The sequence below is a fragment of the Zoogloea sp. genome, from assembly GCF_028689785.1.
Taxonomy (GTDB): domain Bacteria; phylum Pseudomonadota; class Gammaproteobacteria; order Burkholderiales; family Rhodocyclaceae; genus Zoogloea.
On record NZ_JAQVCN010000054.1, the window covers coordinates 1 to 26,920 of the forward strand.

General features: G+C 69.6%; 25 protein-coding genes and 1 pseudogene. 15 read left to right on the forward strand and 11 right to left on the reverse strand.

All coding sequences use genetic code 11. The features are described 5' to 3' along the window. The 4 genes and pseudogenes from PHI64_RS18265 to PHI64_RS18280 form a co-directional block, all read right to left on the reverse strand. Positions 1 to 139 (reverse strand): annotated as a pseudogene (locus PHI64_RS18265) (IS110 family transposase); the annotation flags it as partial. A 206-nt stretch (positions 140 to 345) separates the two neighbouring features. Continuing rightward, positions 346 to 720 (reverse strand): SDR family oxidoreductase, encoded by a 375-nt coding sequence (locus PHI64_RS18270; protein ID WP_299885865.1) that lies wholly within the window; start codon positions 718 to 720, stop codon positions 346 to 348. Further along, positions 717 to 1,028 (reverse strand): hypothetical protein, encoded by a 312-nt coding sequence (locus PHI64_RS18275; protein WP_299885868.1) that lies wholly within the window; start codon positions 1,026 to 1,028, stop codon positions 717 to 719. Before PHI64_RS18275 ends, PHI64_RS18270 begins: the two co-directional genes overlap by 4 nt. Before the next feature lie 81 nt (positions 1,029 to 1,109). Next, positions 1,110 to 1,832, reverse strand: coding sequence for a hypothetical protein (locus tag PHI64_RS18280; RefSeq protein WP_299885871.1), 723 nt, complete (start codon positions 1,830 to 1,832; stop codon positions 1,110 to 1,112). Between the two features lie 173 nt (positions 1,833 to 2,005). Between PHI64_RS18280 and dinB the strand changes: the two genes are divergently transcribed. After that, positions 2,006 to 3,166 carry a DNA polymerase IV gene (gene dinB / locus PHI64_RS18285; protein ID WP_299885874.1) on the forward strand — a complete coding sequence of 387 codons (1,161 nt, stop codon included), beginning with the start codon at positions 2,006 to 2,008 and terminating at the stop codon, positions 3,164 to 3,166. 39 nt (positions 3,167 to 3,205) lie between these two features. After that, positions 3,206 to 5,605 carry a 5-histidylcysteine sulfoxide synthase gene (gene ovoA, locus PHI64_RS18290; protein ID WP_299885878.1) on the forward strand — a complete coding sequence of 800 codons (2,400 nt, stop codon included), beginning with the start codon at positions 3,206 to 3,208 and terminating at the stop codon, positions 5,603 to 5,605. 91 nt (positions 5,606 to 5,696) lie between these two features. On the opposite strand, the gene PHI64_RS18295 is transcribed toward ovoA, so the two are convergent. From PHI64_RS18295 to PHI64_RS18305, 3 genes are all read right to left on the reverse strand, one after another. Continuing rightward, the gene (locus tag PHI64_RS18295; protein WP_299885881.1) at positions 5,697 to 8,051 is read right to left on the reverse strand and encodes a serine protease; all 2,355 of its coding nucleotides are present in this window, start codon (positions 8,049 to 8,051) and stop codon (positions 5,697 to 5,699) included. Then, positions 8,048 to 9,874 carry a serine protease gene (locus PHI64_RS18300; RefSeq protein WP_299885884.1) on the reverse strand — a complete coding sequence of 609 codons (1,827 nt, stop codon included), beginning with the start codon at positions 9,872 to 9,874 and terminating at the stop codon, positions 8,048 to 8,050. The genes PHI64_RS18295 and PHI64_RS18300 overlap by 4 nt, the downstream gene beginning before the upstream one ends. Before the next feature lie 174 nt (positions 9,875 to 10,048). Then, complete coding sequence (locus tag PHI64_RS18305) at positions 10,049 to 10,945, reverse strand: LysR substrate-binding domain-containing protein (protein WP_299885887.1); 897 nt, start codon at positions 10,943 to 10,945, stop codon at positions 10,049 to 10,051. A gap of 120 nt (positions 10,946 to 11,065) precedes the next feature. Between PHI64_RS18305 and PHI64_RS18310 the strand changes: the two genes are divergently transcribed. Next, positions 11,066 to 11,701 (forward strand): glutathione S-transferase family protein, encoded by a 636-nt coding sequence (locus PHI64_RS18310; RefSeq protein WP_299885891.1) that lies wholly within the window; start codon positions 11,066 to 11,068, stop codon positions 11,699 to 11,701. A 5-nt stretch (positions 11,702 to 11,706) separates the two neighbouring features. Further along, a complete protein-coding gene (locus PHI64_RS18315; RefSeq protein ID WP_299885894.1) occupies positions 11,707 to 12,582 on the forward strand; it encodes a pyridoxamine 5'-phosphate oxidase family protein in 876 nt (291 codons plus the stop codon). Positions 12,583 to 12,628: 46 nt separating this feature from the next. Here the strand turns inward: PHI64_RS18315 and PHI64_RS18320 are convergent, their stop codons facing one another. The 3 genes from PHI64_RS18320 to PHI64_RS18330 all read right to left on the reverse strand — a co-directional run bounded on the left by PHI64_RS18320 (position 12,629) and on the right by PHI64_RS18330 (position 14,389). Next, a complete protein-coding gene (locus PHI64_RS18320; RefSeq protein ID WP_299885897.1) occupies positions 12,629 to 13,126 on the reverse strand; it encodes a Dps family protein in 498 nt (165 codons plus the stop codon). Between the two features lie 119 nt (positions 13,127 to 13,245). Then, complete coding sequence (locus PHI64_RS18325) at positions 13,246 to 14,211, reverse strand: ZIP family metal transporter (RefSeq protein ID WP_299885902.1); 966 nt, start codon at positions 14,209 to 14,211, stop codon at positions 13,246 to 13,248. Positions 14,212 to 14,230: 19 nt separating this feature from the next. Beyond that, positions 14,231 to 14,389: a hypothetical protein gene (locus tag PHI64_RS18330; protein ID WP_299885905.1), complete on the reverse strand. Its 159-nt coding sequence runs from the start codon at positions 14,387 to 14,389 to the stop codon at positions 14,231 to 14,233. Positions 14,390 to 14,541: 152 nt separating this feature from the next. Between PHI64_RS18330 and alkB the strand changes: the two genes are divergently transcribed. The 7 genes from alkB to PHI64_RS18365 all read left to right on the forward strand — a co-directional run bounded on the left by alkB (position 14,542) and on the right by PHI64_RS18365 (position 19,157). Then, complete coding sequence (gene alkB, locus PHI64_RS18335) at positions 14,542 to 15,186, forward strand: DNA oxidative demethylase AlkB (RefSeq protein ID WP_299885908.1); 645 nt, start codon at positions 14,542 to 14,544, stop codon at positions 15,184 to 15,186. A gap of 96 nt (positions 15,187 to 15,282) precedes the next feature. Next, positions 15,283 to 15,651, forward strand: coding sequence for a YciI family protein (locus PHI64_RS18340; RefSeq protein WP_299885911.1), 369 nt, complete (start codon positions 15,283 to 15,285; stop codon positions 15,649 to 15,651). Between the two features lie 24 nt (positions 15,652 to 15,675). Next, the gene (locus PHI64_RS18345) at positions 15,676 to 16,140 is read left to right on the forward strand and encodes a VOC family protein (protein ID WP_299885914.1); all 465 of its coding nucleotides are present in this window, start codon (positions 15,676 to 15,678) and stop codon (positions 16,138 to 16,140) included. Positions 16,141 to 16,151: 11 nt separating this feature from the next. Then, complete coding sequence (locus PHI64_RS18350; RefSeq protein WP_299885917.1) at positions 16,152 to 16,508, forward strand: YciI family protein; 357 nt, start codon at positions 16,152 to 16,154, stop codon at positions 16,506 to 16,508. A 19-nt stretch (positions 16,509 to 16,527) separates the two neighbouring features. Continuing rightward, the gene (locus tag PHI64_RS18355) at positions 16,528 to 16,893 is read left to right on the forward strand and encodes a DUF1428 domain-containing protein (protein WP_299885920.1); all 366 of its coding nucleotides are present in this window, start codon (positions 16,528 to 16,530) and stop codon (positions 16,891 to 16,893) included. A gap of 22 nt (positions 16,894 to 16,915) precedes the next feature. Then, positions 16,916 to 18,208: an RNA polymerase sigma factor gene (locus tag PHI64_RS18360; RefSeq protein WP_299885923.1), complete on the forward strand. Its 1,293-nt coding sequence runs from the start codon at positions 16,916 to 16,918 to the stop codon at positions 18,206 to 18,208. A 127-nt stretch (positions 18,209 to 18,335) separates the two neighbouring features. Further along, positions 18,336 to 19,157 (forward strand): peptidylprolyl isomerase, encoded by an 822-nt coding sequence (locus PHI64_RS18365; protein WP_299885926.1) that lies wholly within the window; start codon positions 18,336 to 18,338, stop codon positions 19,155 to 19,157. A 185-nt stretch (positions 19,158 to 19,342) separates the two neighbouring features. Here the strand turns inward: PHI64_RS18365 and tpx are convergent, their stop codons facing one another. Further along, complete coding sequence (gene tpx, locus PHI64_RS18370; protein ID WP_299885929.1) at positions 19,343 to 19,846, reverse strand: thiol peroxidase; 504 nt, start codon at positions 19,844 to 19,846, stop codon at positions 19,343 to 19,345. A gap of 232 nt (positions 19,847 to 20,078) precedes the next feature. Here tpx and PHI64_RS18375 point away from each other — a divergent pair, with 232 nt between their 5' ends. Genes PHI64_RS18375 through PHI64_RS18390 form a run of 4 tightly spaced genes read left to right on the forward strand, consistent with a single transcriptional unit; the run spans position 20,079 to position 26,913 of the window. After that, on the forward strand, positions 20,079 to 21,434 hold the full coding sequence (locus tag PHI64_RS18375; RefSeq protein ID WP_299885932.1) for a DUF4062 domain-containing protein: 1,356 nt from the start codon (positions 20,079 to 20,081) through the stop codon (positions 21,432 to 21,434). A gap of 11 nt (positions 21,435 to 21,445) precedes the next feature. Beyond that, positions 21,446 to 22,384: a MoxR family ATPase gene (locus PHI64_RS18380; RefSeq protein WP_299885935.1), complete on the forward strand. Its 939-nt coding sequence runs from the start codon at positions 21,446 to 21,448 to the stop codon at positions 22,382 to 22,384. Then, positions 22,381 to 23,511 carry a VWA domain-containing protein gene (locus tag PHI64_RS18385; RefSeq protein WP_299885938.1) on the forward strand — a complete coding sequence of 377 codons (1,131 nt, stop codon included), beginning with the start codon at positions 22,381 to 22,383 and terminating at the stop codon, positions 23,509 to 23,511. Before PHI64_RS18380 ends, PHI64_RS18385 begins: the two co-directional genes overlap by 4 nt. 6 nt (positions 23,512 to 23,517) lie before the next feature. Then, complete coding sequence (locus PHI64_RS18390; RefSeq protein ID WP_299885941.1) at positions 23,518 to 26,913, forward strand: CHAT domain-containing protein; 3,396 nt, start codon at positions 23,518 to 23,520, stop codon at positions 26,911 to 26,913. The last annotated feature ends 7 nt before the right edge of the window (positions 26,914 to 26,920 follow it).

Consider the following 26,920-nt stretch of genomic DNA (forward strand, 5'->3'; position numbering starts at 1 on the left):
AAGGGGGCAAGGCCCGGAAGAAGGCTTCGATCTCCTTGCGCTTGAGCTGGCGCGACAACACGCGCTTCTCTTGGGCATCCACGCCGAACACCTGGAAAACGCTCTTCGCCAGATCAAGGCCAATGCGAGTAATCTTCATGACGGACTCCTTCTTTCTGATTGACCGGGGGGTGACACTTCCCAGTCTGGCTCATCGAAGCCGTTGAAGGAGGGAGGAGTCCATCTCATTGACCTCAGTCGCCTAAACCATCGGCATGCCTTCAATCCGGGTCCGAGGTCGAATGAATTCGACCCCACGGGAACGCCGGTCGACGTCGGAGCCTCCGGAAAGCAGGAGGGACGGAATCAGCGTTGCACCCACCCCCCACACACCGGAAACACCTGCCCCACAAAGCAGTTGGCGGCGTCGCTGCACAGATATGCTGCAAACTCGGCGTCTTCGGCGGCGCTCACCAGGCGGCCGAGGGGCACCTCGCGTTTCAGGCGGTCCTGGAAGCGCGGGTCGGCCTGCACTTCGGGCGGGAAGTAGGTGGGGTTGTCCACGAAGTTCTGGGCGATGGCATTGACCTGTACGTTGTAGCCAGCCACCTCGACCCCCAGGGACTGCACATAGGCGAGCTGGGCGCCACGGGCGGCGCTGTAGGTGGTGGCCCCCTTGATGCCACGCAGGGCCGAGGCGCTGCCCATCACCAGGATCTTGCCGGCACGTCGGGCGATCATGGCCGGAAGCACACCCGGCACAGGCGCGGCAGCGGGTCCACGAGGGCGGAAAAGACCTCACGCCACTCCGCCTCGCTCACGTCGATGGCCGACGTTCGCGGATTGCGGATGGCCAGGTTGGCAACCATGACGTCAATCTGGCCCGATGCCTCGACAAGGGCCGCAGGCGCCTCCGGCGTCAGCAAGGCATCGGTGCTCGCAATCACGGTGGCGCCACGCCGGGCGAGCACATCACACAGCACAGGGCCCATGAAGGCGTCGGCATGGGTAACCAGGATGCGTTTGCCGTGCAGGGTTAGCTCGGTCATTGTCTTGCCTCCACTCGCGTGTGGCGCCCTGCCGGGCGCCAGGGTTTGAAACGAGAACGCCCCCTGCACCGGCCTTCGAACTTAGCGGTACGCCGGCTCGTTGGCGTTATGGATGATCCAGATCAGGTTGGCACCGGCAAAATCCCCCACCGATCCGCCGGCGAAGATCAGCCGGCCCTGGCCCTTGTAGACCAGCTCCTGGCGATGCCGGTCTCCGCCGAAGAAGAAGGGGATAAAGGCCTTGCCGGTGATGTAGGCCCCTTGATCCGAGGGCTGGCCGATGAGGTCGGTGACCTGCTTGAGGGGCATGCCGATCTGCAGGCGGGTGAACTTGCTGCCCGGGGCCGGGCGCCCGGTGATCTCCCCTTCGTAGTCACGAACACCCTTCACCTTCTGCCCATAGCCTGATTCCACCTTGGACGAGTCCACCACCTCGCCGCGGGCGTTCATGCCCGGCCCGATTTTGCCCGGACCCGGCTCGGAGGATTTCTCGGTGGTCTTTTCCGGAGCAGGAGCGGGGGCCGGCGCAGGCGCCGCCTCGACGCTCTGTGCCGGCGCGGCCTGCTTGGCCGTCTTGCTGCCCTTGGCGCCCTTCTTGCCCTTGACGGGGGCCTCCACCTTGACCGGCGCCGGGGCCACGGCGGGTTGTGCGGGCGGGGGTGCTGCCGGCGCCTGGGCCGGAGCCTGGGGCGCCGGGGCAGCCGCCGCCTCCTTTTTCTCCGGGTTGCTCGAACATGCCGACAGGCCTGCCACGGCCACCAGAGCCAGGGTAACCGGGCCCAGAACATTAAACTTGACCATCATCCAATCTCCATACCGAGGGAACTTCCTTATGGAGGAAATGTAGCACAGCCCCCGGACGCCCTCTGCCGGGCAGCTCACACCGGCTGCCCGGCCCCCGGACGACGCCGCAGCACGCCATCACGCGGTAGTGCAGAATAGAAGCCCTGGATCTTCCGCACGCCCCTTTCGGCCCCATGCCCCACCTCCCCCGCAGCATCGCCCACCTGGACATGGACGCGTTCTACGCGTCGGTTGAGCTGTTGCGTTACCCGCAATTACGCGGGCTGCCAGTGGTGGTGGGAGGGCGCAGGGCCGCCACAGGCGAACGGCTGGAGGACTTTCCGCGGCTGCGCAGCTATGTGGGGCGCGGGGTGATCACCACCGCTACTTACGAAGCACGGGCGCTGGGGGTGCATTCGGGCATGGGTTTGATGAAGGCCGCCCAGCTGGCACCCGACGCCATCCTGCTGCCCGCCGATTTCGACGCCTACCGGCACCATTCGCGCCTGTTCAAGGCCGCCGTGTGCGCGATGGCCCCGGAGATGGAAGACCGGGGCATCGACGAGATCTACCTGGACCTCACCGCCCTCAACCCCGATGGCAGCCGCGACGGCGCCCGGGCCATCGCCCTGCGCCTGCAGCAGGCCGTGCGTGAGGCCACCGGGCTGTCCTGTTCCCTGGGCGTGGCACCCAACAAGCTGCTGGCCAAGCTGTGCTCCGACCTGGAAAAGCCCGCCGGGATCACCGTGGTGGCGGCCGAGGACATCCCCGTGCGCATCTGGCCCCTGCCGGCCCGCCGCATCAACGGCATCGGCCCCAAGGCCGCCGCACGCTTGGAAGCCCTGGGCATCGTGAGCATCGCCGATCTGGCCGCCGCCGACCCAGCCTGGCTTCAGGATCACTTCGGCGAGCGCTACGGGGTGTGGCTGCACCGCGCCGCCCACGGCGACGACACCCGCCCGGTGGTCACTCGTAGCGAGCCCAAGAGCCTGTCCCGGGAGACAACCTTCGAACGTGACCTCCACCCTCGCGCCGACAAGGCCGAGCTCTCCGGGCACTTCACCCGCCTGTGCGAGCAGCTCGCCGCCGACCTGGCGCGCAAGGGCTACGTGGGCAAGACCATCGGCCTCAAGCTGCGCTTCGACAACTTCCACACCGTCACCCGCGACCAGACCCTGCCCGCCCCCACCGGCGAGGCGGCGGCCATCCGCCGGGCGGCGGGGGAATGCGCACGACGTGTGCAGCTCGACCGGCGCATCCGCCTGCTCGGCGTGCGCGTGGCCGGCTTGAGCCGCCGCGATGCCCTCTCAGAACACCCCTCCCCGCAACCGGCCCAGGCCGAACTCTTCGCCTGAACCCGCAGCCAGAACAACGAAGCCTTCCAGGAGACCCGCATGTCCCACCCCATCCTCGAACCGGCCATCCCTGCCGCAGTGGAACCCTGGCGGCAGAACCTTCGGGGCGAACACGACGCCCTGCTGCACGGCCCACGCCCGACCTGGTGGTGGACGGGCTTGCCCCCCGCCGAGTGTCCCGGCTGCCTGCCCAACGGCCGCCTCACCGCCCTGCCCCAGCCGCAGCTCGACACCTGCACCCGCGAATCGGTCCTGGCCGTGTTCGACAACGGCTGGACCCTCACTGAGCTGCTCTTTGCCAGCCTGCAGGGCGAGGCCGCCTTCTATCGGCCGCCCTACCACCACCTGCGCCACCCCATGCTGTTCTACTACTGCCATCCGGCGGCGCTCTACATCAACAAGCTGCGGGTCGCCGGGCTCATCGACAACCCCATCAACCCCTACTTCGAGCGCATCTTCGAAACCGGCGTGGACGAAATGCGCTGGGACGACATGTCCAAGAACGAGATGCTGTGGCCCAGCTTTGCCGAAGCCCACAGCTATCGTCAGCAGGTCTACACCACGGTGCGCCAGCTCATCGAGACCCACCCCGACCTCGCCGCCAGCCACGCGCCGATCACCATGGATCACCCCCTGTGGGCGCTGTTCCTGGGCTTCGAGCACGAGCGCATCCACCTGGAAACCTCGTCCGTGCTGATCCGCGAGCTGCCCATCGACTGCGTCCAGCGGCCGCCCGAGTGGCCCGCCCTGCACCCCAGCGCCGGCACGGTGGCCCCCTTCCCGCCCACCGCTGGCATCGACTACCCCCTACCGCGCTTCGTGGACCAGCCCGCCGTACAGGTACGGATCGGCAAACCCCGCAACTGGCCCAGCTTCGGCTGGGACAACGAGTACGGCGAGCGCAACGTGGCCGTGCAGGCCTTCCGGGTGGATAGCCAGCTGGTCAGCAACGGCGCCTTCCTTGAGTTCATTCAGAGCGGCGCCTATCTCGACCCCCAGTGGTGGACCGAGGCCGGCTGGGAGTGGCGTGGTTTCCGCAACAGCAAATGGCCGTGCTTCTGGGTGCCCGACGGCCCCGCTGGCCTGCATCAATACCGCCTGCGCACCCTCTTCGAGACCATCCCGATGCCGTGGAACTGGCCCGCCGAGGTGAACGCCCACGAGGCCACCGCCTTCTGTGCGTGGCGCAGCGCCCGGGACGGCATTCCCTGTCGTCTGCCCACCGAGGCCGAACATCACGCCCTGCGTGAGGCCTCGTGGGCCAGCACCGACCCCGCCGCCCACCACGACGGCACCCGCCTGGGCCAGGCCCTTGGCTGGAACAGCCAGCTCGCCCACGGCTCGCCCTGGCCGGTGGACGCCGGCCAGCCGGCCGGCAGCGGCGCTCGCGACGTGTTCGGCAACGTCTGGCAATGGCACGGGGACGATTTCCATCCCCTGCCGGGCAGCAAGGTCCATCCCTACTACGACGACTTCTCCACCCCCTGTTACGACGGCCAGCACCAGATGATCCTGGGCGGCTCGTGGATCTCCTGTGGTGACGAGGCCGGCGTATGGGCGCGCTTCCACTTCCGCCCCCACTTCTTCCAGCATGCGGGCTTCCGTGTCGTCCAGGCGGACCACGATGGTGGCATCATCAAGCTCGCCATGGCCGACTCCGGCCGGCAGGTGTACGAGGACGCGCGCATGGTGGATGACTACATGCTCCTCCACCACGGCGAGCCCCAGACCCAGATGCCCTGGCCAGGCGGCCCCCAGCGCACCACGGCCTTTCCCCAGCGCTGCGCCGACTGGCTCATCGACGGCGCCCGCCAGTACGCCAGCGGCACCACCCGGGCCCTGGACATTGGCTGCGCCGTCGGCGGCGCCAGCTTCGAGCTGGCCCGGGGCTTCAAGGAGGTGCTCGGGGTGGATCTGTCCCGGGCTTTCATCGACGCCGCCAACACCCTGCAGAAAGACGGTAGCCGCCCCTGGTTCCGGCGCGACGAAGGCGACCTGGGCCAGACCCTGACGGCCCGCATCGACCCGGCCATCGACCGCAGCCGGGTGAGCTTCCGCCAGGCCGACGCCTGTTCCCTGCCCGCCGAACTGGTGGATCTGGATGCCGTGCTGATGGCCAACCTGCTGTGCCGCCTGCCCAGCCCCAAGGCCCTGCTCGGGCGCCTCGGCGGGCCGCGGGGGCTGGTCAGGGTGGGGGGGTTGGTGGCCCTGTTCTCGCCTTATTCGTGGCTGGAACAATTCACGCCGAAGGAGGCCTGGCTCGGTGGCTTCGAGCAGGACGGCAAGCCCGTCAGAAGTGCCGACGCCCTCAAGGCCTACCTGCTTGAAGAAGGCTTCGTGCTGCGCCGGGAAGAGGAGGTGCCCCTGGTGATCCGCGAGCACGCCCGCAAGTACCAGTTCATCGTCACTCACGGGATGCTGTGGCAGCGGGAACGCTGAGAGGGTGTGAATAAATCTACTGCGCGGGGCGAACTCGAACCGCACGCTACGATTTCTTCACACCCTCTGAGCCGCCGGAAGCGCCCGGGCCTTACTCGGGCCAGCTGCGGGCGGCGGCCACACCGCTGGCGATGGCCCGCTCACGGAGCTGCCGGGCTGCCTCGGGGGAGCGGGCGCGCAGTGGCACATAGGCGTCACCAGCGGCCTGGATGTTGTTTTCCATCAGGTGGCTCAGCACCACCAGGGTCATCACCGGCACAGCCCCCGGTTGCCGCTCCAGCAAGCGCAGGGCATTGTCCCGGGCTTTCTGGGGCATGCGTGCGGCCAGGTAGGCCTGGGCCAGGTAGTAGCGGGCATCCTGGGCCGTCGGGCTCAGGGTCAAGGCCTTTTCCAGGGCCTGGATGGCCCGCCCCAGGTTGCGGTTGCGCAGCTGGGCCTCACCCAGGTTGATCCACGCATTGGCCATGTTCGGATCGAGGCGCACGGCGGTTTCCAGCGGCTCGATGGCTTCGGCCAGGCGGCCCAGCTTCATCAGGGCATAGCCCTTGCCGCTCCATGCCAGCACGCTCACCGGGTCGATCACCAGCGCACGCTCCTCGTAGGCCAGCGCGCCAGCCATGTCGCCTTTGGCACCGAGGGCCCGGGCGGTGGTCAGGCACAGGCGCAGCGACTGCGGATCGGCCGCCTCGGCCCGGCGCAGGATGACCAGGGCCTGGTCCGGATTGCCGCTGCCGAGCACGGCCTCACTCCATGACACCAACTCTTCGGCAGACATACTGACCATGCCGTCCAGCTTCTGGTAGGCCATGGCCGCCTCCCGGGGCTTGCCGGCCTTGAGATAGGCCAGACTGAGCATGCGCCAGCCATGGAGGGCTTTCGGGTCGAGTTCAACGGCACGCTGGGCGTCTTCAATGGCCTCGGGCAGCCTGTTGAGCTCGATCCGGATACCCGCCCGGTTGGCCCACATATCCGCATGAGTCGGCGCCAGGGCCAGGGCCTTTTCACCCGCGACCTCGGCGTCGGCAGGTCGCCCGAGCCGCATCAGCACCACCCCCAGCCCCGACCACCCGTCCGCCAGATCCGGCGCCAGAGCCACCGCCTTGCGCATGGCCTCCTCGGCCGGGCCCAGGCGGCCGCGCTTCAGCTCGCCCTGCCCAAGCACAAGCTGGGTGCGGGCCTGCTCCCGCCGGCCTCTATCAGCCCCTGCAGACACGCGGCTCGCCTCCTCAACCTTGCCCGACTGGGCATAGAGTTCCGCCAGGCGGTTGCGGGCGACGGTATCCACGTCCCCCAGGCGCGCGGCGGCGCCCAAAGCCCGCGCCGCGTCCTGGGACAAACCCATCTCGTCCTCAATCTGACCGAGCAGACGCCACGCCGGGGCCCACCCCGGAGAACGCCGGACAAGCTCCTTGGCCTGGGCACGCGCATCGTCCAGGCGCCCTTGCCCGCGCAGCCACTCGGCACGGCGTACCGCGGTTTCGGAATTGACGGGTTGGATGGCATCCGCCTTGGCCAAGCTGGCCTCAGCAGCATCGGACTCTCCCCGCGAATACTGCAGCATGGCGAGGTGAGTCCATGCCCAGAAGAGGAAGGGATCAATATCAAGGGCCCGACGTAGCGCGGCCTCGGCCTCCGGCAGGCGCTGCAGCCTCAGCAAGGCCTGGCCGAGGGCAGCGTACCCGGGTGCGGCATCAGGCTGGGCAGCCGTCCAGGCCCGGGCGTGAGCCTCAAGCCCGCCCCAGTCCTCGCTTCGAATCAGGTTCTCCGCGTCAGCGGGCCATGGCTTCTCCCGGGGCGGAATGACCACCGGGGCCGGCGGCGCATCTCCACCCGCCAGCAGCGCAGCCACCCCTGCGGCGGACATGGCCATGTTGAGGTTCTGCCCCGTACCCAGGATGGCCCGGGTGACGCCGACGAGGCGCCCCTCCCGATCGAACAGCCCGCCGCCGCTGGAGCCCGGTGACTGGGGCGCGGTGCTCACCAGGTAAGGATAGGGCTGGGTCTGCTCGGCGGCGGCCACCAGGCCGGCACTCACCGCCAGGCCAAAACCCAGGGGGTTGCCCACCGCGAACACCGGCTCGCCCACCCGGGGCGCCGGCCCCTGGCGCAGCCTGGCCGGGGCGGCGCCCATGCCATCCACCTGCAGCAGGCACAGATCCTGGACGGCATTGCGGCGCAGCCAGGTGGCGGGCAACCCCCTGTCGCCCACGAACACTCGAATCACCGGGGCGTTCTCGATCACGTGGCAGTTGGTGACGACCCGCTCCGGCGCCACCACCACGCCGCTGCCCTGGCCCTCGGCGCCCCCCGCGCCATCCTCCGTGCGCAGGGTCACCACCGCGGGCGACACCAGCGCGAAGACCCGCTTCGCATCGTCCGTCTCGGCCGCTGCCGGGCCGCCGGCCGCCCCGAGCACCCCTGCAAGCATCCACACAATCGGCTTCATCGTGCGCCTCCCTTGTCTTCGAAGGCCGCAAAATTGGCCCGCCAGGCCTCCTCGGCGGCCTTGCCGTCGACGGCGCGGAGCTTGTCGTAAGCATCCAGGGCCTCATCATGCCGCCCCCGCAGCCGCTGGACCTCAATCAGCGCCGCCCACACCTTGGCCTGCATCGGGTCGATCTGCAGGGAGCGCATGAGAGCAGGCGCGGCCTCCTCCTGGCGATTCAGGATCGACAGGGTGAAACCCACCTGGCGCCAGTTGCGTGCCTCGTCGGGGGCCTGAGCCGCCAGGGCCTGGAAACGTGCCAGGGCCTCCTGCGGGCGGCCCCCGTCCTTCAGCATCACCCCCAGCTGGTAATCCCAGTAGGCCTCCGCGGGGTTGGCGCTACGGGCGGCTTCGAAAGCGGCGATGGCCTCGGGGAAACGCTTCATCTCGTAGTAGGCCAGGCCCAGGCCGACCCAGGCCCGGTCGGGGCCCTGCAGATCACGGGCCAGGCTTTCCCGGAAGGCGCGGATCGCTGCCTCCGGCCGCCCCAGGCGCGCTTCAACGACACCGCGCCAGTACCAGGCAGACGCGTCATCCTTATCCTTGTCGGGCAGGCGAGCGAGCACACCGTAGGCGCGCTCGGGCTTGTTTGCGTTCAGGTAGGCCTGGGTCAGCCCATAGCGGGGCCCGGGGGCTTCCGGGTAAAGGCTGGCCAGACGGGTGTAGAGGGAGATGGAGGTGGCGTGATCGCCACGCAACCGGGCCAGATCCGCCAGGCCCCAGTGGGCCGGCATCTGCCAGGGGTCGAGGTCGATGGTCTCCCGGTAGGCCGCCTCGGCCTCCCGGTACTGACCCGCCCCGTGGTGCAACTGAGCGACCAGTAGACGGGCCGGTGCGTACTCCCGGTGTCCGGCCACCAGGGCCTGGGCATGGATCAGGGCCTCGCGGCCCTGACCGGCCGCCACCAAGGCCTGCCCCAATCCGTAACCCACGTCGGGGCGGTCCGGGCTGATGCGCCACAGGGCACGCCAGGCCTCCAGCTCCTTGTCGCGCTGGCGCAGGCCCCGGGCCGCCGACACGGCGAAGCGCCAGGCATCGGCGCTGTCCGGCTCGCGCCGCGCCCAGTCGGCGCTCAAGGTCTGCAGCTCGCTCCAGCCCTCGGCCTTGAGCAGGGCCGAAGCGGCGTCATAGCGCTGCTGCTGCTCCACGCGGTGGGCGGCCCGCCCCTCGATCTCGTCACCCCAGGGCGCCAGGGACGCAAAATTGACGTTCTGCCCGTCGCGCCGACGGTAGTCGATGATCCCGACCAGGGCCCCCAGTTCATCCACCAGCGCCCCGCCCTCCGAGCCCGGCGAAATGGGCGCCGAGAACTGGATGTAATCCCCCACCGCAAAGTGCCGCACCCCGGAGAGCATCCCCTCGGAGATGCCGACCCCCAGGCCCAGCGCATTCGACACCGCAAACACCCTCCCCCCGGGTGCCGAGGGGCGGGCCCGCGGCAGGGCCGGCCCCTGATCCCCATCGGCAGCCAGCAGGCACAGGTTGCGCTCGCTATCCCGGGCCACGACCCGCGCCGGCAGGGGCTGCGGCCCGGTGCCGAGATGCAGGCTCGCGGCCCCGTCGAGGGTCTCGCACACGGTCACAAAGCGGCCAGCCGCCCAGCGCGTCGCCGAGTAGCGCCCCACCACCCGCCCCTCCCCGTCACGCACCTCAAGCACCGCCACGGCCGGTGCCACGCGAGTAAATACCTCCTGCGGCGACAGAGCCACCGCCGGCCCCCCCATGGCAGTCAGGAACAGCGCAGCAAACACGCAGGACACAGGGATTTTCAGACTCGGTTTCATGACGGTGCACGGGGGGCGGGTCGAAGGGCCCGTCCCTGATGGGGGAGCGCCGATTCTACCCTCTGGTCATGCCCTCCGTACCGAAGCCGGGCCCGCCCCAGGCGCCATCGTGCCATTTCCCCCATGGGGTCAAATGAAGTCGACCCCACGGCCCCTCTGCCCCACCTGCATGCCTCACCAGCAAGGGCCTGCCACCTCCAGCGCCTCCCGCACCCAGGCCACGAAGCCCCGCACCCGCGCCGGCTGCAGACGGGCGTGGGGATGAACCACGCTGATCGGCCGGGGTGGTGCCTCGAAATCCTCCAGCACCACGGCCAGGCGCCCGGCCGCCAGGTGCGGCGCCACCTGGTAGGAGATGAACATGCCGAAACCCAGGCCGGCCACACAGGCATCCACGGCCGGCGCCACATGGTTGAACTCCAGGTTGCCGGTGACCGGCACGGTAAAGCTTCGCCCCTTCTCCTCGAAACGCCACCAAGGCCCGCCACCGGCCGAAAAGCCGATGCAGTTGCCCTGCAGCAGCGCCCGCGGGTGGGTGGGGACACCCTGGCGGACCAGGTAGTCCGGGCTGGCCACCACCATGCGGCGTACCTTGCCCACCGGATGAGCGATCAGCGACGAATCCTCCAGGTGCCCGATGCGCACACCCACGTCTATCCCCTCCTCCAGCAGGTTGGTGACCCGGTCGAGCAGCAGCAGACGGCAGCGCATGCCGGCGTGGCGCTGGACGAAGGCCGTCACTGCCGGCGCTACATACATCTGCCCGAACAATACCGGTGCCGTCACCGTGAGCAGGCCGGAGGGGTCGCCCGCCTCGTCACGCAGCGCCGACTCCGCCTCCGCCAGGGCGGCCAGCAGGTCGCGGCAGCTGTCCAGGTAATGACGTCCCTCACCGGTCAGGGCGATGCGCCGGGTGCTGCGGTTGAAGAGCCTCACCCCCAGCTCGGCCTCCAGGGCCGCCAGGGTGCGCACCACGGCCGGCAGCGAGGCTCCGCTGGCCCGGGCCGCGGCGCTCAGGCTGCCCGCCTCGGCGATCTGCACGAAGGTCGCCATCGCCTTCAGCTTGTCCATGGCAATTACTCCACTAAACGGAAGAGTCAAATCCATACCCCGGCATTTATCCGGATCACGGATTAAACCACACTGCGTCTCAGCAGCTCCCCACCGTCCCTCTCCCCAGAAAGGCCTGCCATGACACACCCCACCCAAGCCATCCGCCTGTTCCGCTTCACCCTGTCCGGTCACAGCCACCGGGCCGAACTCTTCCTGTCCCTGCTCGGCCTGCCGGTCACGCCAGTGGATGTGGACCTCCTCGGCGGGCAGCAGAAGACCCCCGCCTACCTGGCCATGAACCGCTTCGGTCAGGTACCGGTGATCCAGGACGGCGACGTGACCGTAGCCGACTCCAACGCCATTCTGGTGTACCTGGCCCGCCGCTATGGCGCCGCCCACTGGCTGCCTTCCGATCCGGTTGCGGAAGCCCAGGTCCAGCGCTGGCTGACGGTGGCCGCCGGACTGGTCGCCTTCGGCCCCTGTGCAGGCCGCCTGATCACCGTGTTCAAGATGGACTTCCGCGCAGAAGAAGTGATCGCCCGCGCCCACGCCCTGTTCGCCGTGATGGAGCAGGAGCTGGCCGACCGCCCCTGGCTGGTGGCCGGCGACGCACCGACCATTGCCGACGTGGCCAACTACACCTACATCGCCCACGCGCCCGAGGGCAATGTGTCCCTGGACGCCTACCCAGCCATCCGCGCCTGGCTGGCCCGGGTGGAAGCCCTGCCCGGCTTCTTCCCGATGCCGGTGACCGCCGCCGGGCTGCGCGCCTGAGCATCATGGGCAGCGTTTTCCACAGCGGAGAGGCGGCCCTCCAGGCCGCCGCGGGCAGCCGCGAGCGGCTCGCCGAGGTGGGCACACGGGTGATCCGCCAGGAGATGCCCGAGCAGCACCGGGCCTTCTTCGCCGGCCTGCCCTTCGTGGTGCTGGCGGCCACCGATCCCGGCGGTCAGCCCCACGCCACGCTGCTTGCAGGCCCGCCGGGCCTGCTTACGGCCACCGACAGCCGCCACCTCCAGCTCGCCAGCCTGCCGGCACCCGACGATCCCCTCCACCCCCTGCTGACCCCAGGTGCGCGCTTCGGCCTGCTCGGCATCGAGCCCCACACCCGGCGGCGCAACCGGGCCAACGGCCGGGTGCAGGCCCGCGGGGCAGACGGCCTGCACCTGGAGGTGACCCAGAGCTTCGGCAACTGCCCCAAGTACATCCAGCCACGCCGCGCAGTGTTCGACCCGAGCTGGAAACCCGGTGCCCGAGCCGAGCACAGGCTCTCCCTGAACGAGGCGGAGCGGGCCTGGATAGCGGCCGCCGACACCTTCTTCATCGCCACCGCCCACCCGTCAGACGACGCCGACCCGGCCCACGGAGTGGACGTCTCCCACCGGGGCGGCCCGCCGGGCTTCATCAGCGTGGAGGGCAACACCCTGGGCATCGACGACTTCGCCGGCAACAACTACTTCAACACCCTGGGCAACCTGCTGCTCAACCCGCAGGCCGGCCTGCTCTTCCCCGACTTTGCCCGGGGCGGCCTGCTGCAGCTCAACGCCACCGCCGAAATCCTCCCCGGCCCACCCCGCCGCCTGCTGCTGCGGGTGAGCAAGGTCACACACCACCCCGCCGCCCAGCCCCTGCGCTGGGAAGAGGCTTCGGGCTGAAACCCCGACGGGTCACCCTGCATCAGGTGCCCCCCAAGACCAGCCCTTACTCTTCCAGCAGGCTGCGCAGCATCCAGGCCGTCTTCTCATGCACTTCGAGACGCTGGGTGAGCAGGTCGGCGCTGGGTTGGTCCTTGGCCTCATCCACCAGCGGATAGAGCCCCCGGGCAGTACGGGCCGTGGCCTCCTGGGCCGCCACCAGCAGGCGGATCATGTCCTTCGCCGCGGGGACGCCTTCGGGGGCTTCGATGGAGGTCAGGCGGGCCAACTCGGCAAAGGTCCCCGGCGCCGGGAGCCCCAGGGCGCGGATGCGTTCGGCGATCACGTCCAGGGCGTTCCACTGTTCGGTGTATTGCACCATGAACATCTGGTGCAGGCTGTTGAACATGGGCCCCTTCACGTTCCAGTGAAAGTTGTGGGTCATCATGTAGAGGGTGAAACTGTCGGCCAGCAGGCGCGACAGGCCGGCGGCGATATCGGCCCGGTCCTGGTCGGCAATGCCGATGTCCATCACGGGGCCGGCGGGGTGGTAAGCGGATTTCATGGCAGTCTCCCTTGGGTCAGGGCCACCGCCGAAAAGGAGTCCGGCGGGGCTGATTCCAGTATCGGAATCCCGCCGCCGCCGGTCCAATTGGCAATTTCGCTGATGGGGATTGGCCCTGACTATCCCATCGCCGTATCCAGAAACATCATCACCGCGAAGCCCCCCATCAGCCCCAGGGTGGCCGGTGTCTGGTGGCCGTTGCGGTGGGTCTCGGGAATCACCTCGTGGGACACCACGAAGATCATCGCCCCCGCCGCCAGGCCCAGCCCCACCGGGTAGGCCAGGGCCAGCCCGCCGGCAATGCCTACGCCGAACAGCGCCCCCAGGGGCTCCATCAGGCCGGAGGCGCCAGCCATCAGTACGGCCCGCCAGGCCCCCACCCCTGCCGCCCGCAGGGCCATCACCACAGCCAAACCCTCTGGAATGTCCTGAATGGCTATCGCACTGGTGAGGGGCAGGCCCACGTCCAGCTCGCCCCGGGCAAAGCTCACCCCGATGGCCATGCCCTCGGGCAAGTTGTGCAAAGTAATGGCCAGCACGAACAGCCCCACCCGGCCGATACGCTCGCAGCCCGGGCCGCAGGGGCCTGTGCTGTCATGCTCGTGGGGCGTGAAGCGGTCGAGACCGAGCATCAGCAACACCCCCAACCCCAGGCCAAGCACCACGACCAAGGCACCAGCGGCGCCATTGCCGGTCATCTCCTTGGCGGCGGCAAGGCCGGGCAGGATCAGCGAGAAGGAGCTGGCTGCCAGCATCATGCCGGCAGCGAAGCCGAGCAGGCTGTCCTCCATGCGTGCCGAGATGCGCCCCAGGGCGATACCGGCCAGAGCGCCCAGCGCCGTCGCGGCAAAGCCGGCCAGCCCCCCAAGAACCGCCAGACGCAAGGGTGCGCCGCCCCCCGCCAGCCCCCCCGCAATACCCGAGATCAGCATTACGGCCACAGCCGCCAGGGACAGCGCCAGCCCGGCCGTCATCCACGGATGCCGACGCACCTGCCGCCGCCAGGCATCGCGCCAGGCCGAAGCACCACCCTCTGCCACCTCTTCAAGGGCCAAGCCGGCCCCCGCCATATTGTTATCCTGCATGCGCCCTCCCGGCCTGAGATCAGATTGCGGTGACGAGAAACTGCGCCACTTGGGCAAGAAAGAGGGCCGCCCCCGAGGCGGTGATGACGGCCCCCACCACAAACCGAATGGGGTGGACACGGGCCTGGCCCCTGGCCTGGGCCTGGACTTCGTAACGGGCCAACTGAAGAGTAGTCATGGTTTTCTCCTTGCACGGATGCACTTGATGGATCCATTCTCACCATCCGGTGGAACGACGTCCAATTGCCTGTTTCGCTGATCACGATTGGAAAAAGCCATCGCCTGCAAGAGCCCCCGTGGGGTCGAACACACCAAGCCACTTGCCCTCCCATGACAGCCGACCTCTTCCCCGACACCCTCGCCGCCCGGGAAAACCTCCAGCCCGGCGCCATGCTGCTGCGCGCCTTTGCCCTGGACGAGGCCCCTGCGCTGCTGGCCGGCGTGGCCGGCGTCATCGCCATGGCCCCCTTCCGCCAGATGCAGACGCCCGGCGGGCAGACCATGTCGGTGGCCATGAGCAGCTGCGGCGAACGGGGATGGGTGAGCGACCGGCGGGGCTACCGCTACAGCCCGACCGACCCGGCCACCGGCGCCCCCTGGCCAGCCATGCCCGCGCGCCTGGCCGATCTGGCCCGCCGGGCGGCGGCCGAAGCCGGCTTTCCGGGCTTTGCGCCGGACGCCTGCCTGATCAACCGCTACCTGCCCGGCTGCCGCATGGGCCTGCACCAGGACCGGGACGAGGCCGACCTGAGCCAGCCCATCGTGTCGGTGTCCCTGGGCCTGCCCGCCACCTTCCTGTTCGGCGGCCCCACCCGCGGCGGCCGGCCCCTGCGCCTGCCTCTGGTGCACGGCGACGTGGTGGTGTGGGGCGGCCCGGCCCGGCTGCACTTCCACGGGGTGGCGCCCCTGGCCGCGGGCGAGCATCCGGCCACTGGCGGCTGCCGAATCAACCTCACCTTCCGCCGCGCCACCTGAAATTTATTTCGTGATCGCTGTCGATCCGGCCCGAGCCGCCCCGTCGACAGCAGGAGAGCCGACACCCCACGCCGGCCGCAAGGAGAGGAGCTCCCCATGCGATTCCTGATCATCATCAAGGCCAGTGCCGAATCCGAGGCCGGGCAGCCCCCCGACGCCGGGCTCATCGACGCCATGGCCGACTTCCACACCACCCTGGCCCGTCGCGGCGTGCTCCTCGACGCCGCCGGACTGGCCCCAAGCCGCGAGGGCTGGCGCCTCCACTACAGTGACAGGGAGCCGGTGGTGGAGCGCGGCCCCTTCACGGCCCCCGGCGAGCTCATGGCCGGCTACACCCTGATCCAGGCCCGCAACCACGACGAAGCCCTGGAGTGGGCCCGCCGCTTTCCCAACCCCCGGGGCGCCGGCCGCCCCACCCACATCGAGCTGCGCCCCCTGCGCTGCCTCACCGACACCCCGGCCTGACCCGCCCACAACCAGGAGACCACCATGCCCAGCCCCATCCCCGCCGACATGCCCGCCCTCACCCCGCACATCGTGTGCCGGGGCGCCGCCGCGGCCATCGACTTCTACGTGCGCGCCTTCGGCGCCGTGGAGCAAGCCCGCCTGCCCGGCCCCGACGGACGCCTGATGCACGCCATGGTGCGCATCGGCGGCTCACCCCTGATGCTGGTGGATGAATTTCCGGAAATGGGCTGCCACAGCCCCCAGGCCCTTTCCGGCACGCCCCTGACCCTGCACCTTTACGTGGAAGACGTGGACGCCGCCATGGCCCGGGCCGAAACCGCCGGCGCCAAAGTCACCCTGCCTGCCACCGACATGTTCTGGGGCGACCGCTACGGCCGCGTCGAAGACCCCTTCGGCCACGCCTGGTCCCTGGCCACCCACGTCCGCGACATGAGTACCGAAGAGATCATCGCCGCCTCGGTGCAGGGCTGCACCGGCACCCCCTGAAAGGACAACCCATGGCCTACCTGCTGCTCATCAACGAAACCCGCGGCGAGCGCGCCGCCCGCCCCGAAGACGAGGCCCACCGCCTCTACGACGACATGATGGCCTTTGCCGCCAGCCTGCAGGCCGACGGCATACTGCGCGCCGCCGAATCCCTGCGCACCGACGAGCACGCCGTGCGCATCAGCGCCCGCAGCGGCAAGCCCCAGCTCGTCGACGGCCCCTTCGCCGAAGCCCGGGAAATGGTGGGCGGCTTTTTCCTCATCGACGTCGCCACCCGGGAAGAAGCCCTGGCCATCGCCCGACGCTGCCCCGCCGTCGCCTGGGCCACCGTGGAAGTGCGCGAATGCGCACCCTGCCACGTCCTCTGACCCCGCCCGGAGAACTGCCATGGACACCTATGTGGATGGCTTCCTGATCCCCCTCGCCGCCAACCGGATCGACGACTACAAGGCCATCGCCACGCTCGCCGGCCAGGTCTGGAAAGACCACGGCGCCCTGGCCTACTGCGAATGCGTCGGCGACGACCTGGACGCCCCCGGCATGGTCAGCTTCCGCCAGTCCGCCGCCGCGGCAGAGGGCGAGACGGTGATCTTTGCCTGGATCGTCTACCCCTCCCGGGAGGCCCGCGACCGCATCAACGCCGCCGTGATGGCCGACCCGCGCATGGCGCAGATGCAGGCGCCGGACGCCCCCCTGCCCTTCGACTGCACGCGCATGGCCTGCGGCGGCTTCCGGATGCTGGTGGAATGCTGAGCCGCCCCCGGGCCACCGGCTGATGCCCCCCGACGACACCGCCCGCAGCCTAGTCGCCCTGTGGCACCTGGAGGCGGCGCGGGTCATCGGCCGGGTGGCGCGCATCGTGCGCGACGTGGGCCTGGCCGAAGACATCGCCCAGGACGTGCTCGTCACCGCCCTGGAGCGCTGGCCCGTGGACGGCCTGCCCGCCAACCCCGCCGCCTGGCTGATGACCGCCGCCAGCCACCGGGCCCTCGACCACCTGCGCCACACCGCCATGGCCGCCGGCAAGGAGGGCGCCATCGGCCACGCGCTGGACTTTGCCCACCAGGCCGCGGCCGACGACGCCGCAGAACGCATCGACGCCGCCCTCGACGACCCGGTGGGCGACGACGTGCTGCGCCTCATCTTCACCGCCTGCCATCCGGTGCTGCCCCCCGAGGCCCGCTGCGCCCTGACCCTCAAGGTGATGGGTGGCCTGTCCACCACCGAGATCGCCCGGGCCTACCTCAAGCCCGAAGCCACCATCGCCCAGCGCATCGTGCGGGCCAAACGCAGCCTGGCCGCCGCCCGTGTGCCCTGCGAAGTGCCCCGGGGCGCAGAGCTGGTGGCACGGCTGGATTCGGTGCTGGAGGTGATCTACCTGATCTTCAACGAGGGCTATGCCGCCACCGCCGGCGAGGACTGGATGCGCCCGGCCCTGGCCGAGGAAGCCCAGCGCCTCGGGCGGGTGCTGGCCGGCCTGCTGCCGGCGCAGGGCGAGGTGCTGGGCCTGCTGGCCCTGATGGAGATCCAGGCCTCCCGCTTCGCCGCCCGCCTGGCCCCCGACGGCAGCCCCGTGCTGCTGATGGAGCAGGACCGCAGCCGCTGGGACCGCCTGCTGATCCGCCGTGGCCTCGATGCCCTGAACCGGGCCGAGGCCCTGCCCGGCCCCCTCGGCCCCTACACCGTGCAGGCTGCCATCGCCGCCTGCCACGCCCGAGCCGCCCGGGCCGCCGATACCGACTGGACCCACATCGCAGCCCTCTACGACGTACTGGCGCGCATCGCCCCATCCCCGGTGGTGCGCCTCAACCAGGCCGTTGCGGTAGGCATGGCGTTTGGCCCGGAGGCGGGGCTGGAGATCGTCGAGCACCTGCACAGCGAGGGCAGTCTCGATGGCTACCCCCTGCTGCCCGCCGTGCGCGGCGATCTGCTGAGCCGCCTGGGGCACCACGCCGAAGCCCGCGCCGAGTTCCTGCGCGCCGCCGGGCTCACCCGGAATGCCCGGGAACGGGCCCTGTTGCAGGCCCGCGCCGAGGCCTGCGGGCCTCTACCCCGCGAAGCGCGTTGACGGAATGCCCCGGCCTTCGGAATACTGCCGGGCGCGACACCCTCGCTGTCACCCGTTTTTCATACAGTCGCGCCCCGCCGCTCAGAGCAGCCGGCGGCGGCGCCTCACTCCACACCAAGGAAATACCATGAAGTCCTCCCGCAGCCTGTTCCGCCTCGCCCTGATCGCCGGCCTGCTGGCACAGGCTCCCGCCTTTGCCGCCGAACCTGCCAAAGCCGCTGCCGCCAGCCCCGCCGGCAAGCCCGTGGCAACGGTGAATGGCGTCGTGATCTCCCAGGCCGCCTACGAGCTCCTCGCCTCCCGTGCCAAGGCCCAGGGCGCCCAGGACAGCCCCCAGCTCGCCTCCGAACTGCGCGGCCGCCTGATCCAGGCCGAGCTGCTCAACCAGGCCGCCAAAAAGAAGAACCTCGACCGCAAGCCCGAAGTGGCCCTGCAACTCGAGATGGCACGCCAGCAGATCATGGCCAGCACCTATGTGGGTGAATACGTGCAGAGCCACCCGGTCACCGATGCCGCCGCCAAGGCCGAATACGACCGCATCGTGGCCCAGGCCGGCGGCAAGGAATACCGCTCCCGCCACATCCTGGTGAAGGAAGAAAAGGAAGCCCAGGACATCATCGAACGCCTGAAAATGGGTGAGAAGATGGAAAAGCTGGCCAGCCTGTCCCTCGACCCGGGCTCCAAGGACAAGGGCGGTGAGCTGGGCTGGGCCGTGCCCGGTGGCTTCGTCGAGCCCTTCGGCAAGGCCCTCACCACCCTCACCCCGGGTAGCTACACCCAGACCCCGGTGCAGACCCAGTTCGGCTACCACGTGATCCAGCTCGAAGAAGTGCGCGACCTCAAGGTGCCCAGCTTCGAAGAGACCAAGCCCCAGATCGTCCAGCGCCTCCAGGCCCAGGGCGTGGACCAGCACATCCAGGAACTGGCCAAGGCCGCCAAGATCAACTGATCAGGGCACCCGGGCCAGACCGACGCTCCCGTGGGGTCGAATTCATTCGACCGCGGACTTGTGATCACCGGCATGTCGATGGTTTGGCGTGTCGAGGTCGAGTGAATTCGACCCCACAAAACGTCATCGCCCCAAATGAAACGGGAGCCCTCGGGCTCCCGTTTCATTTGGCCGTACGAACCGTATCAGGCCAGGGCTGCCAGGGCGGCTGCGTAGTCAGGCTCGTTCTTGATCTCACCCACCAGCTCGCTGTGCAGAACCTTGTCGTTTTCATCCAGCACCACCACCGCACGGGCAGTCAGGCCCGCCAGGGGACCGCTGGCCAGGGCCACGCCGTAGTCCTTGGCAAAGACCGCACCACGCAGGGTGGACAGGGTGACCACGTTGTTCAGGCCTTCGGCGCCGCAGAAACGGCTCTGGGCAAAGGGCAGGTCGGCCGAGATGCACAGCACCACGGTGTTGGCCACTTCCGCAGCGGACTGGTTGAACTTGCGCACCGAGGTGGCGCAGGTGGGGGTGTCGACGCTCGGGAAGATGTTGAGCACCTTGCGCTTGCCGGCAAAGCTGGCCAGCGGGGTGTCGGCGAGATCCTTGGCGACGAGGGAGAAGGCCGGGGCAGTCTGGCCCTTGGCGGGCAGATTGCCTTCGACCTGGACGGGGTTGCCGCCGAGGGTAACGGTACTGGACATATGAGGACTCCTGGGGATCAGAAATGTTGTTGTAGGCCGGCGCGCCCGGGGGCGAACCAGACGCGCCATGGTAGGGCCGGGCGCGGAATCTGACCAGCCCCACGAAACTGCAGCCCGCTGCAGCCGGGCCCGGCCGGACGATACCGCAGAAGGACTTCGGAACACGATGGCACTGCGCCGGGCTCTGGCATATTCTTCAACCCAGGGAGACTCCTGAGGAATCCGCCGCGCCATGCCCCACGAAGCCGACATCCCGGAAATCCGGCAGATCTTCCTGAGCGCCACCGCCCAGGACTGCAAGGCCTACCGGGAGGCCGTGCGCGACTTCATCCACGACAACATCGAGCAGGCCAAGGTCTTCCTGCAGGAGAACTGGGCCGAGGGCGGCAATTTCGTCGAGCCGGTGTGCAAGCGCAAGGTGGACGAGTGCGATGCCTACATGGGGCTCTTCGGCTACCGCTACGGCTGGACGCCCCCCCTGCAGCGCCGCTCCATCACCGAGCTGGAGTTCCGCTGGGCGGTGGACCGCTGGAACACCGGCGAGGCACCGATCTTTGTGCTGCGCCCGGTGCCCGGCAGCGAGGCCGACCGGCACCTGCGCGATCAGGCCGCCGTCTTCCACGGCAAACTCAGCCCCGCCGATGCCGAGGCCGACCGGGCCGCCCAGCAGAGCTTCCTGGCAAGCGTGGACCAGTGGGCGTCCGACGGGCGCATCCAGGTCTTCTACAACGATCCGACCCAACTGCTGGGCAAGGCCCTGTGCTGCATCAAGAACTGGGACCAGGCGGTGCTCCGCAAGGCCAGCCGCAGCCGCTTCGAGGCTCCCGGCGTCATCCCTGACAGCGAGCTGGGGCAGATCAGCCGCAACGCGCAAATCGACGCCCTCTCCGCAGCCCTGGAGGCCCTGCGCGAACGCCGCACCGAGCGGGCCGCAGCCTTCCTCATCCACGGCCCCGAGAACCACGGTCAGCTGGAGTTCGTCGAGTTCCTGCGCAACTGGCAGGACGAATGGGAGGGCATGGACATCCGCTGCGGCCAGGCCGACGAGCCCGACAGTGCCGAATCCCTGATCTGCTGGGCCTGCAGCCAGCTGGGTGAGCCACTGCTGGGCGAACCGAGCATCGACGGCCTGGCCGGCCTGCTGGCCACCCGCCTGGCCAGCCGCTCGGTGGTGCTGATCCTGCGCACCCTGGGGCGCGAGGCCCGGCGCCTGGCCCTGTTCCAGCAGCGCTTCTGGCAGCCCCTGCAGGTGGCGCTGGCGGCCCGCCCGCCCGGTGGAAAGGGGCGCCTCTACTGCTTCATCACCGACCACGCGGCCCTGGCCGATCCACCCGAGGCCGGCTTCCGCGCCGACAAGCTCGACACTGACGACGTGGACTACCGCCACATCCTGGCCCTGCCGCCCCTCGGCCCGATCACCGCCCGGGAGGTGCGCAGCTGGCTCAAGGATCTCCGCAAAAACGCCGGGATCACCCTCGACGAAGACACCCGCAGCGCCATCGCCACCTACGCCACCACCCCCGACGGCACCCCACCCAACGTGTACAACCGACTGAACCTGCACGGCTTCTGGAGCCGCGCCCGCTGAGGACCATCACCGTGCCCGACACCGCCCGCTACGCCGAATTCACCGGCACCCGCTCCGCCCGTTACGTGGCGGCGCCCCACACCGCCACCATCGTCAACCTGGCCATCCGCCTGGGCCGGCCGCTGCTGGTGGAGGGCGAGGCCGGCTGCGGCAAGACCCGCCTGGCCAGCGCCATCGCCGAAGAGCTGGGCATCGGGCTCACCGCAATGACGGTGAAGAGCACCAGCCAGGCCAAGGACCTGCTCTACCGCTTCGACGCCCTGCGCCGCCTGCAGGACGCTCAGGACCCGGCCAACAGCGCCGCCCGCCAGGTGCATCCCTACATCGACCTGGAACCCCTCGGCCACGCCATCCGCCAGGGCCAGCCCCGGGTGGTGCTGATCGACGAGGTGGACAAGGCCGACATCGACTTTCCCAACGACCTCCTCGACGTGCTCGACCGCTTCGAGTTCGACATCGAAGACCTGCCCCGCGCCGAGGACGAAGCCTGCACCGCGGCCCGGGGCTTTGGCCGCCACGTCACGGGGCCCGAGGGCGGCGCGCGGCCCATCGTGCTCATCACCAGCAACCGGGAGAAGCAGCTCCCCGAGCCCTTCCTGCGCCGCTGCCTGTATGTGCAGCTGGATTTCCCGGCCGACAACCCGGCCATGCTCGCCGACATCGTGCGCAGAAACCTGGACGCCCGGCTCGACCAGATCGGCGACGAACTCATCACCGGCGCCGTGGAGCGCCTGTGCCGCATCCGCGAGCGCGGCCGCGAGCTGGGCATGCAGAAGCTGCCCGCCACCAGCGAGCTGGTGGACTGGGTGCGGGTGCTGCACTGGCAGGGCCGCAAGGCCGAGGCGGTGTCGGTGGATGCCCTCGATACGGTGGACCAGGCCGTGCTCTTCAAGGTGCGCCAGGACATCGAACGCTACCGCGCCCGCACCGACGACGAGGCCCGCCGGTGAGCCACACCCTGCCGCCCCTGCTGCTCGGGCTGTTCCGCGAGCTGAAGGCCAACGGCGTGCCGGTGGGCACCCGCGACTACCTCGACGGCGTGGAGGCTCTGCGCCTGGGCTTTGGCCAGGGCGACCGGGCCGCCCTGCGCGAGCTGGCCAGCGCCCTGTGGGGCCGCAGCGACGAGGAGCGTCGCCTCATCGCCCGCTGGTTCGACGTGCTGCCGCCCCCCGATGAGGTGCTGATCGCAGCCATCGACGACGAACTCGACGCCCGGGATGCCGACACCGACGCCGCCGCCGCCCCGGCAGCGGCCACCGTCCGGCCCACGGCGCCAACCCTTGCCGGCAGTGGCGCAGTGCCCGGTGGCGCGCCGGTCGAAACGGTGGACACGTCTGCCGCCCAGGCCGCCCGGGCCCGGGTCTCCTTTGCCGCCACCCGGGAAGGCAGCGGCCTGCCCATCCCGCGGCTCGCCAGCGCCCCGCCCATCGGCGAGGACTACGTGCTCGACCCCCAGCCCCTGATCAGCCCCCGGGACATGGCCGTGCTGTGGCGCCGCTACCGTCGCAGCACCCGCCACGGCCCGCGCACAGAGATGGACTTGGCCGCCACCCTGCGCGAGCGCTGCCGCCGCGGCCAGCTGTGCCGCCCGGTGTGCCGGCCCCGGCGCAGCAACAGCGCCCGGCTGCTGATCCTGGCCGACGCCAGCCCGAGCATGGACCCGTGGCGCCCCTTCCTGGCCACCCTCGCCGCCTCCCTGCCCCTGGGCCGGCTGGCCCGGGCCGAGCTGCGCTACTTCAACAACCAGCCCCGCCGGCAGCTCTATGCCACCCCTGACCTGGACGAGCCCGAAGACCGGGACACGGTGCTGCGCCGCCACGCCGGCGCCGCCCTGCTGGTAGTCAGCGACGCCGGCAGCGCCCGGGGCGCCCTCAACCGCCGCCGCGCCCTGCAGACCGCCGATTTCCTCGATGACGCCCGGCGCCTCTTCCCCAGCACCGTGTGGCTCAACCCCATGCCGGCACGCCGCTGGGCCGGCACCACCGCCGGCCTGATCGCCGATGGCCCGGTGCCCATGCTCCCCGTCGATGCGTCCCACCTACTGCGCGCCATCGACATCCTGCGCGGCACCAAATAAACCGCCATGCCCTACCCCGCCGCCCTCGGCCAACGCCCGCTGGAAGTCCACGAGGCCTATGCCGCCCTGGAGCAGTTCGCCGCCGACTACGGCCGCGACCCGCTGCTACTGCTGATGCACGCGTCGGTGCCCGAAACCCTGCGGCCGGATCTCCTCAACCTGATCCGGGTGAACTTCCTCGCCGCCCACGGCCCCGACCCCAGCCTGGAGGCTGACGTGTTGTTCTCGCCCCTGTCCACGGCCCTGGGCGGCGGCTACTACCGCATCGACCCCCAGGTGCGCTGGCACTGCCTGCTGATGCTGCGCTCCCTCCACCGCCACGACCCGCGCCCGCGCATCCGGCGCATCGCCGAGCTGCTGTGGCGCTACGTGGAAGCCCGCGAACACCAGGCCAGCCGCGCCGCCGACCCGCAGATGGCCGAGTTTCTGGACATCCAGCGCTGGGTCGCCCTGGCCTTCCTGGAACCCGCCAGCGCCGCCCACGCCTTTGCCGACGCCCTGCGCCAGGTGGGCGCCACGGGCAGCACCGTAGCCCTACGCCTGGGGGGCCTCGCCTCGGCCATCGAAATTCCCCTCGCCGGCCAGCCCGAACTCCTCGCCTACGCCCGCGGTCTGGACGCGCTGGCCGGCGGCAACGACGAGGAGGCCCAGCGCCTCCTGGGCGCCCTGGGCAGCGACGCGCTGCGGGTGGGGGACATCGTGCTGAAGGCACCGGGGGCGGTGCTGGCGGAGTATCGGACCGACACCCAGACGCAGGCTTCCGGAGCCGGCAGGCCCCCGCCAAGACCACGCTGTCTGGTGATCCAGGCGGCGGGCACGTCCACCAACGCCACTACCGGGCAGACTCGGGACATGGAAGCCAGCTACCGGGAGATCCGCACGGCATTGGAAGAAGCTGGCATGGAAAGCACCCGGGCGGAAGTGCGGACGCTCGGCGTCGCCACCCGCCAGCAGTTGTCCGGCCTGCTCGGAGACGTCCTCAGTGCCGACACGGTGATCTGCGACTTGAGCGCCCGCGACAGCCTGACCCTGTATCTGACGGGAATGTGCCTGGCACTGCGCCCCACCAATGTGGAGACCCTTGCGGACGAAGCCTTCCCCGTCGATTTGCTCCCTGAGTGGCTTGGAGATGTCCTCCGCTATCCACTGCCAGCCCAGGGCACATCGCCGGAGCCGGCGCTACGTGATCGCCTGAAGGCGCGAATGCACCATAACGCGGCCGGCTCGACCGTCGTCCAGACGCGCAGCCGGCTCCAGAACACACTGATGCAGCCGCCCATCAGCATGGCCTCCCCCCCCCAGCTGTTGGCAGCAGAGGCTCCCGTTGTCAGCCAGCCCACCGCGGGCGCCGATACAGATGAGTTTGCCAAAGCCTGTCTGGTCATTCAGACCAACTTCATAAACCGAAGCCCACACGCCCCCGAGCGCCTGCTTGACGTTCTCCGCGCCGAACTCTCTGCGGCAGAGCTGCAGTGCGTACGCCTCGACGCGGCAACCCCGGGCCTGGGGGTCCAACAACTCAATCTCCTGCTGCGCGCACCGCTGGCCATCGTCGACCTCTCCGCCGGCCTGCCTGACGTGCTCCTCCAGCTTGGCCTGCGCCACGGCCTGCGCCCAGGCCAGACGCTACTGTTGGCCGAAGAGGGCGACCGCGTCCCGCCGGAACTCGGCACCCTGCGCATCCTGCGTTACGAGCACCTGGACGAGGACGTGGGCAGCCGCGAAGCCGCCCGGTTAGGCACCGAGATCGGCCGCTGGCTCAAGAAAGCCATGGCCACCCCCGCCGTGGACAGCCCCGTCTATCTCGCCCTGCCCCAACTCCGCCCGCCCGTCCGACGCCCGTCTGCCCCAAAGCCGGAGGCCGTGGCTGAAGACCCCGCCCCACCCCAACCCCACCCGCGGGTGTTCATCTCCTACGTGCACGAGTACCGCCAGTACGCCGCGCCTCTGGTGCGTGCCCTCAAGGCCGAGGGCATCGACGTGGCCTGGGACATGGATCTGAAGGCTGGCGATGCCTGGCAGGAAAGGCTCACCGCCATGCTCGACGAGGCTGACGCATTGGTGGCCGTGGCGGGCAGCCTCACCGCCGGACGGCCCAACCCCCTCGCCGAACAGGAACGGGCCCGCCAGCAGGGTAAACGCCTGCTGGCGGTGCTCATCGAGCCCATCACCGAACCCGCAGCTCTGCTCGAACACCAGGTCGCCAACATCGACGGCGAGGGCCACATCCGCTACCTGGGCGAGCTGTCGGAGGACGAGCGGCCTGCGGCCATCGCCGAGATCGCCGGCAACATCGCCGACTCGCTCCGCTACAGCAAGGCCTGGAATGACATCACCGCCGGCAGCGCTCAGACCGAGGTTCCGGACGTTCTGTGGACGCTCACCATCCGGCAGCGCGGCCAGGGCGTACTACAGTACATCCTCGACATTGAGGGGCGGCGCATCGACACCGCCGTGCATTTCCAGCCGGTGCTGGTGGACCGACTGCTGCGCGAACTGCTCGCCGACATGCGGGTGCACCGGGAAGCCCTCCCGGCCCTCACTCAGTTGCTCATTCCAAGGGAGCTGGCGTCCCTGCCCCGAGCGAATCGCTATCATCTGAACCTCGGCCCGGATACCGCCACGCTGCCCTGGGAGCTGCTCCTCCACGATCTGGCAGACCCGCTCGCCGACCTGTTCCCTCCCCGCATCATCCGCCGCCTGGACGGCCTGCGGGCGACGTCGCAGCGGCGCCAGCCAGGCGGCCTCAATGCGCTACTGATCGGCAACCCCCAAACCGCAGGCACGCTGCCAGAGCAAGAGGCCGGCCTGCCGAACCTGCCCGGTGCCGAGCAGGAGGTCATGAGCGTGATGAGGCTTCTCCACGCCGCCGGCTTCAATGCGAGCGCAATCATCGGCGAAAGTGCCTCTGCCGTGATGAGCCGGCTCTTCACCCGGGATTACCGCATGCTGCTGGTCAGCGGCAACGCGGTCACCGACTACGCCCTGCCTGACGGTCGCCGGGTGAGCGGCTTCGTGCTGAGCGACGGGGTCTTCCTGACCGCACTCGAACTCAAGCAGATGCGTGCGATGCCCGATGTGGTCTTTCTCAACGGCTGCCACGCCGGCCGGATACAGCAGGGAGACATTGACGGCCCACCCAACAGCATGGTGCTGGAGCTTCTCAAGGCGGGCGTGCAGGCGGTAGTCGCCCCGGGCTGGGCCGTCGATGATCTGGGCGCAGCAAACTTCTCCGAAGCCTTCTTCAGCGCCCTGGCCGGCGGCAGCCGCTTCGAGGAAGCGATGAACAGCGCCCGCCAGGCCGCCGCCCTGGCCGCACCGGAACTCAACACCTGGGCGGCCTACCAGGCCTGGGGCAATCCCGACTACCAGCTGCTTCAGGCCCCCGGGTCGGCGGCCTGAAGCCCCT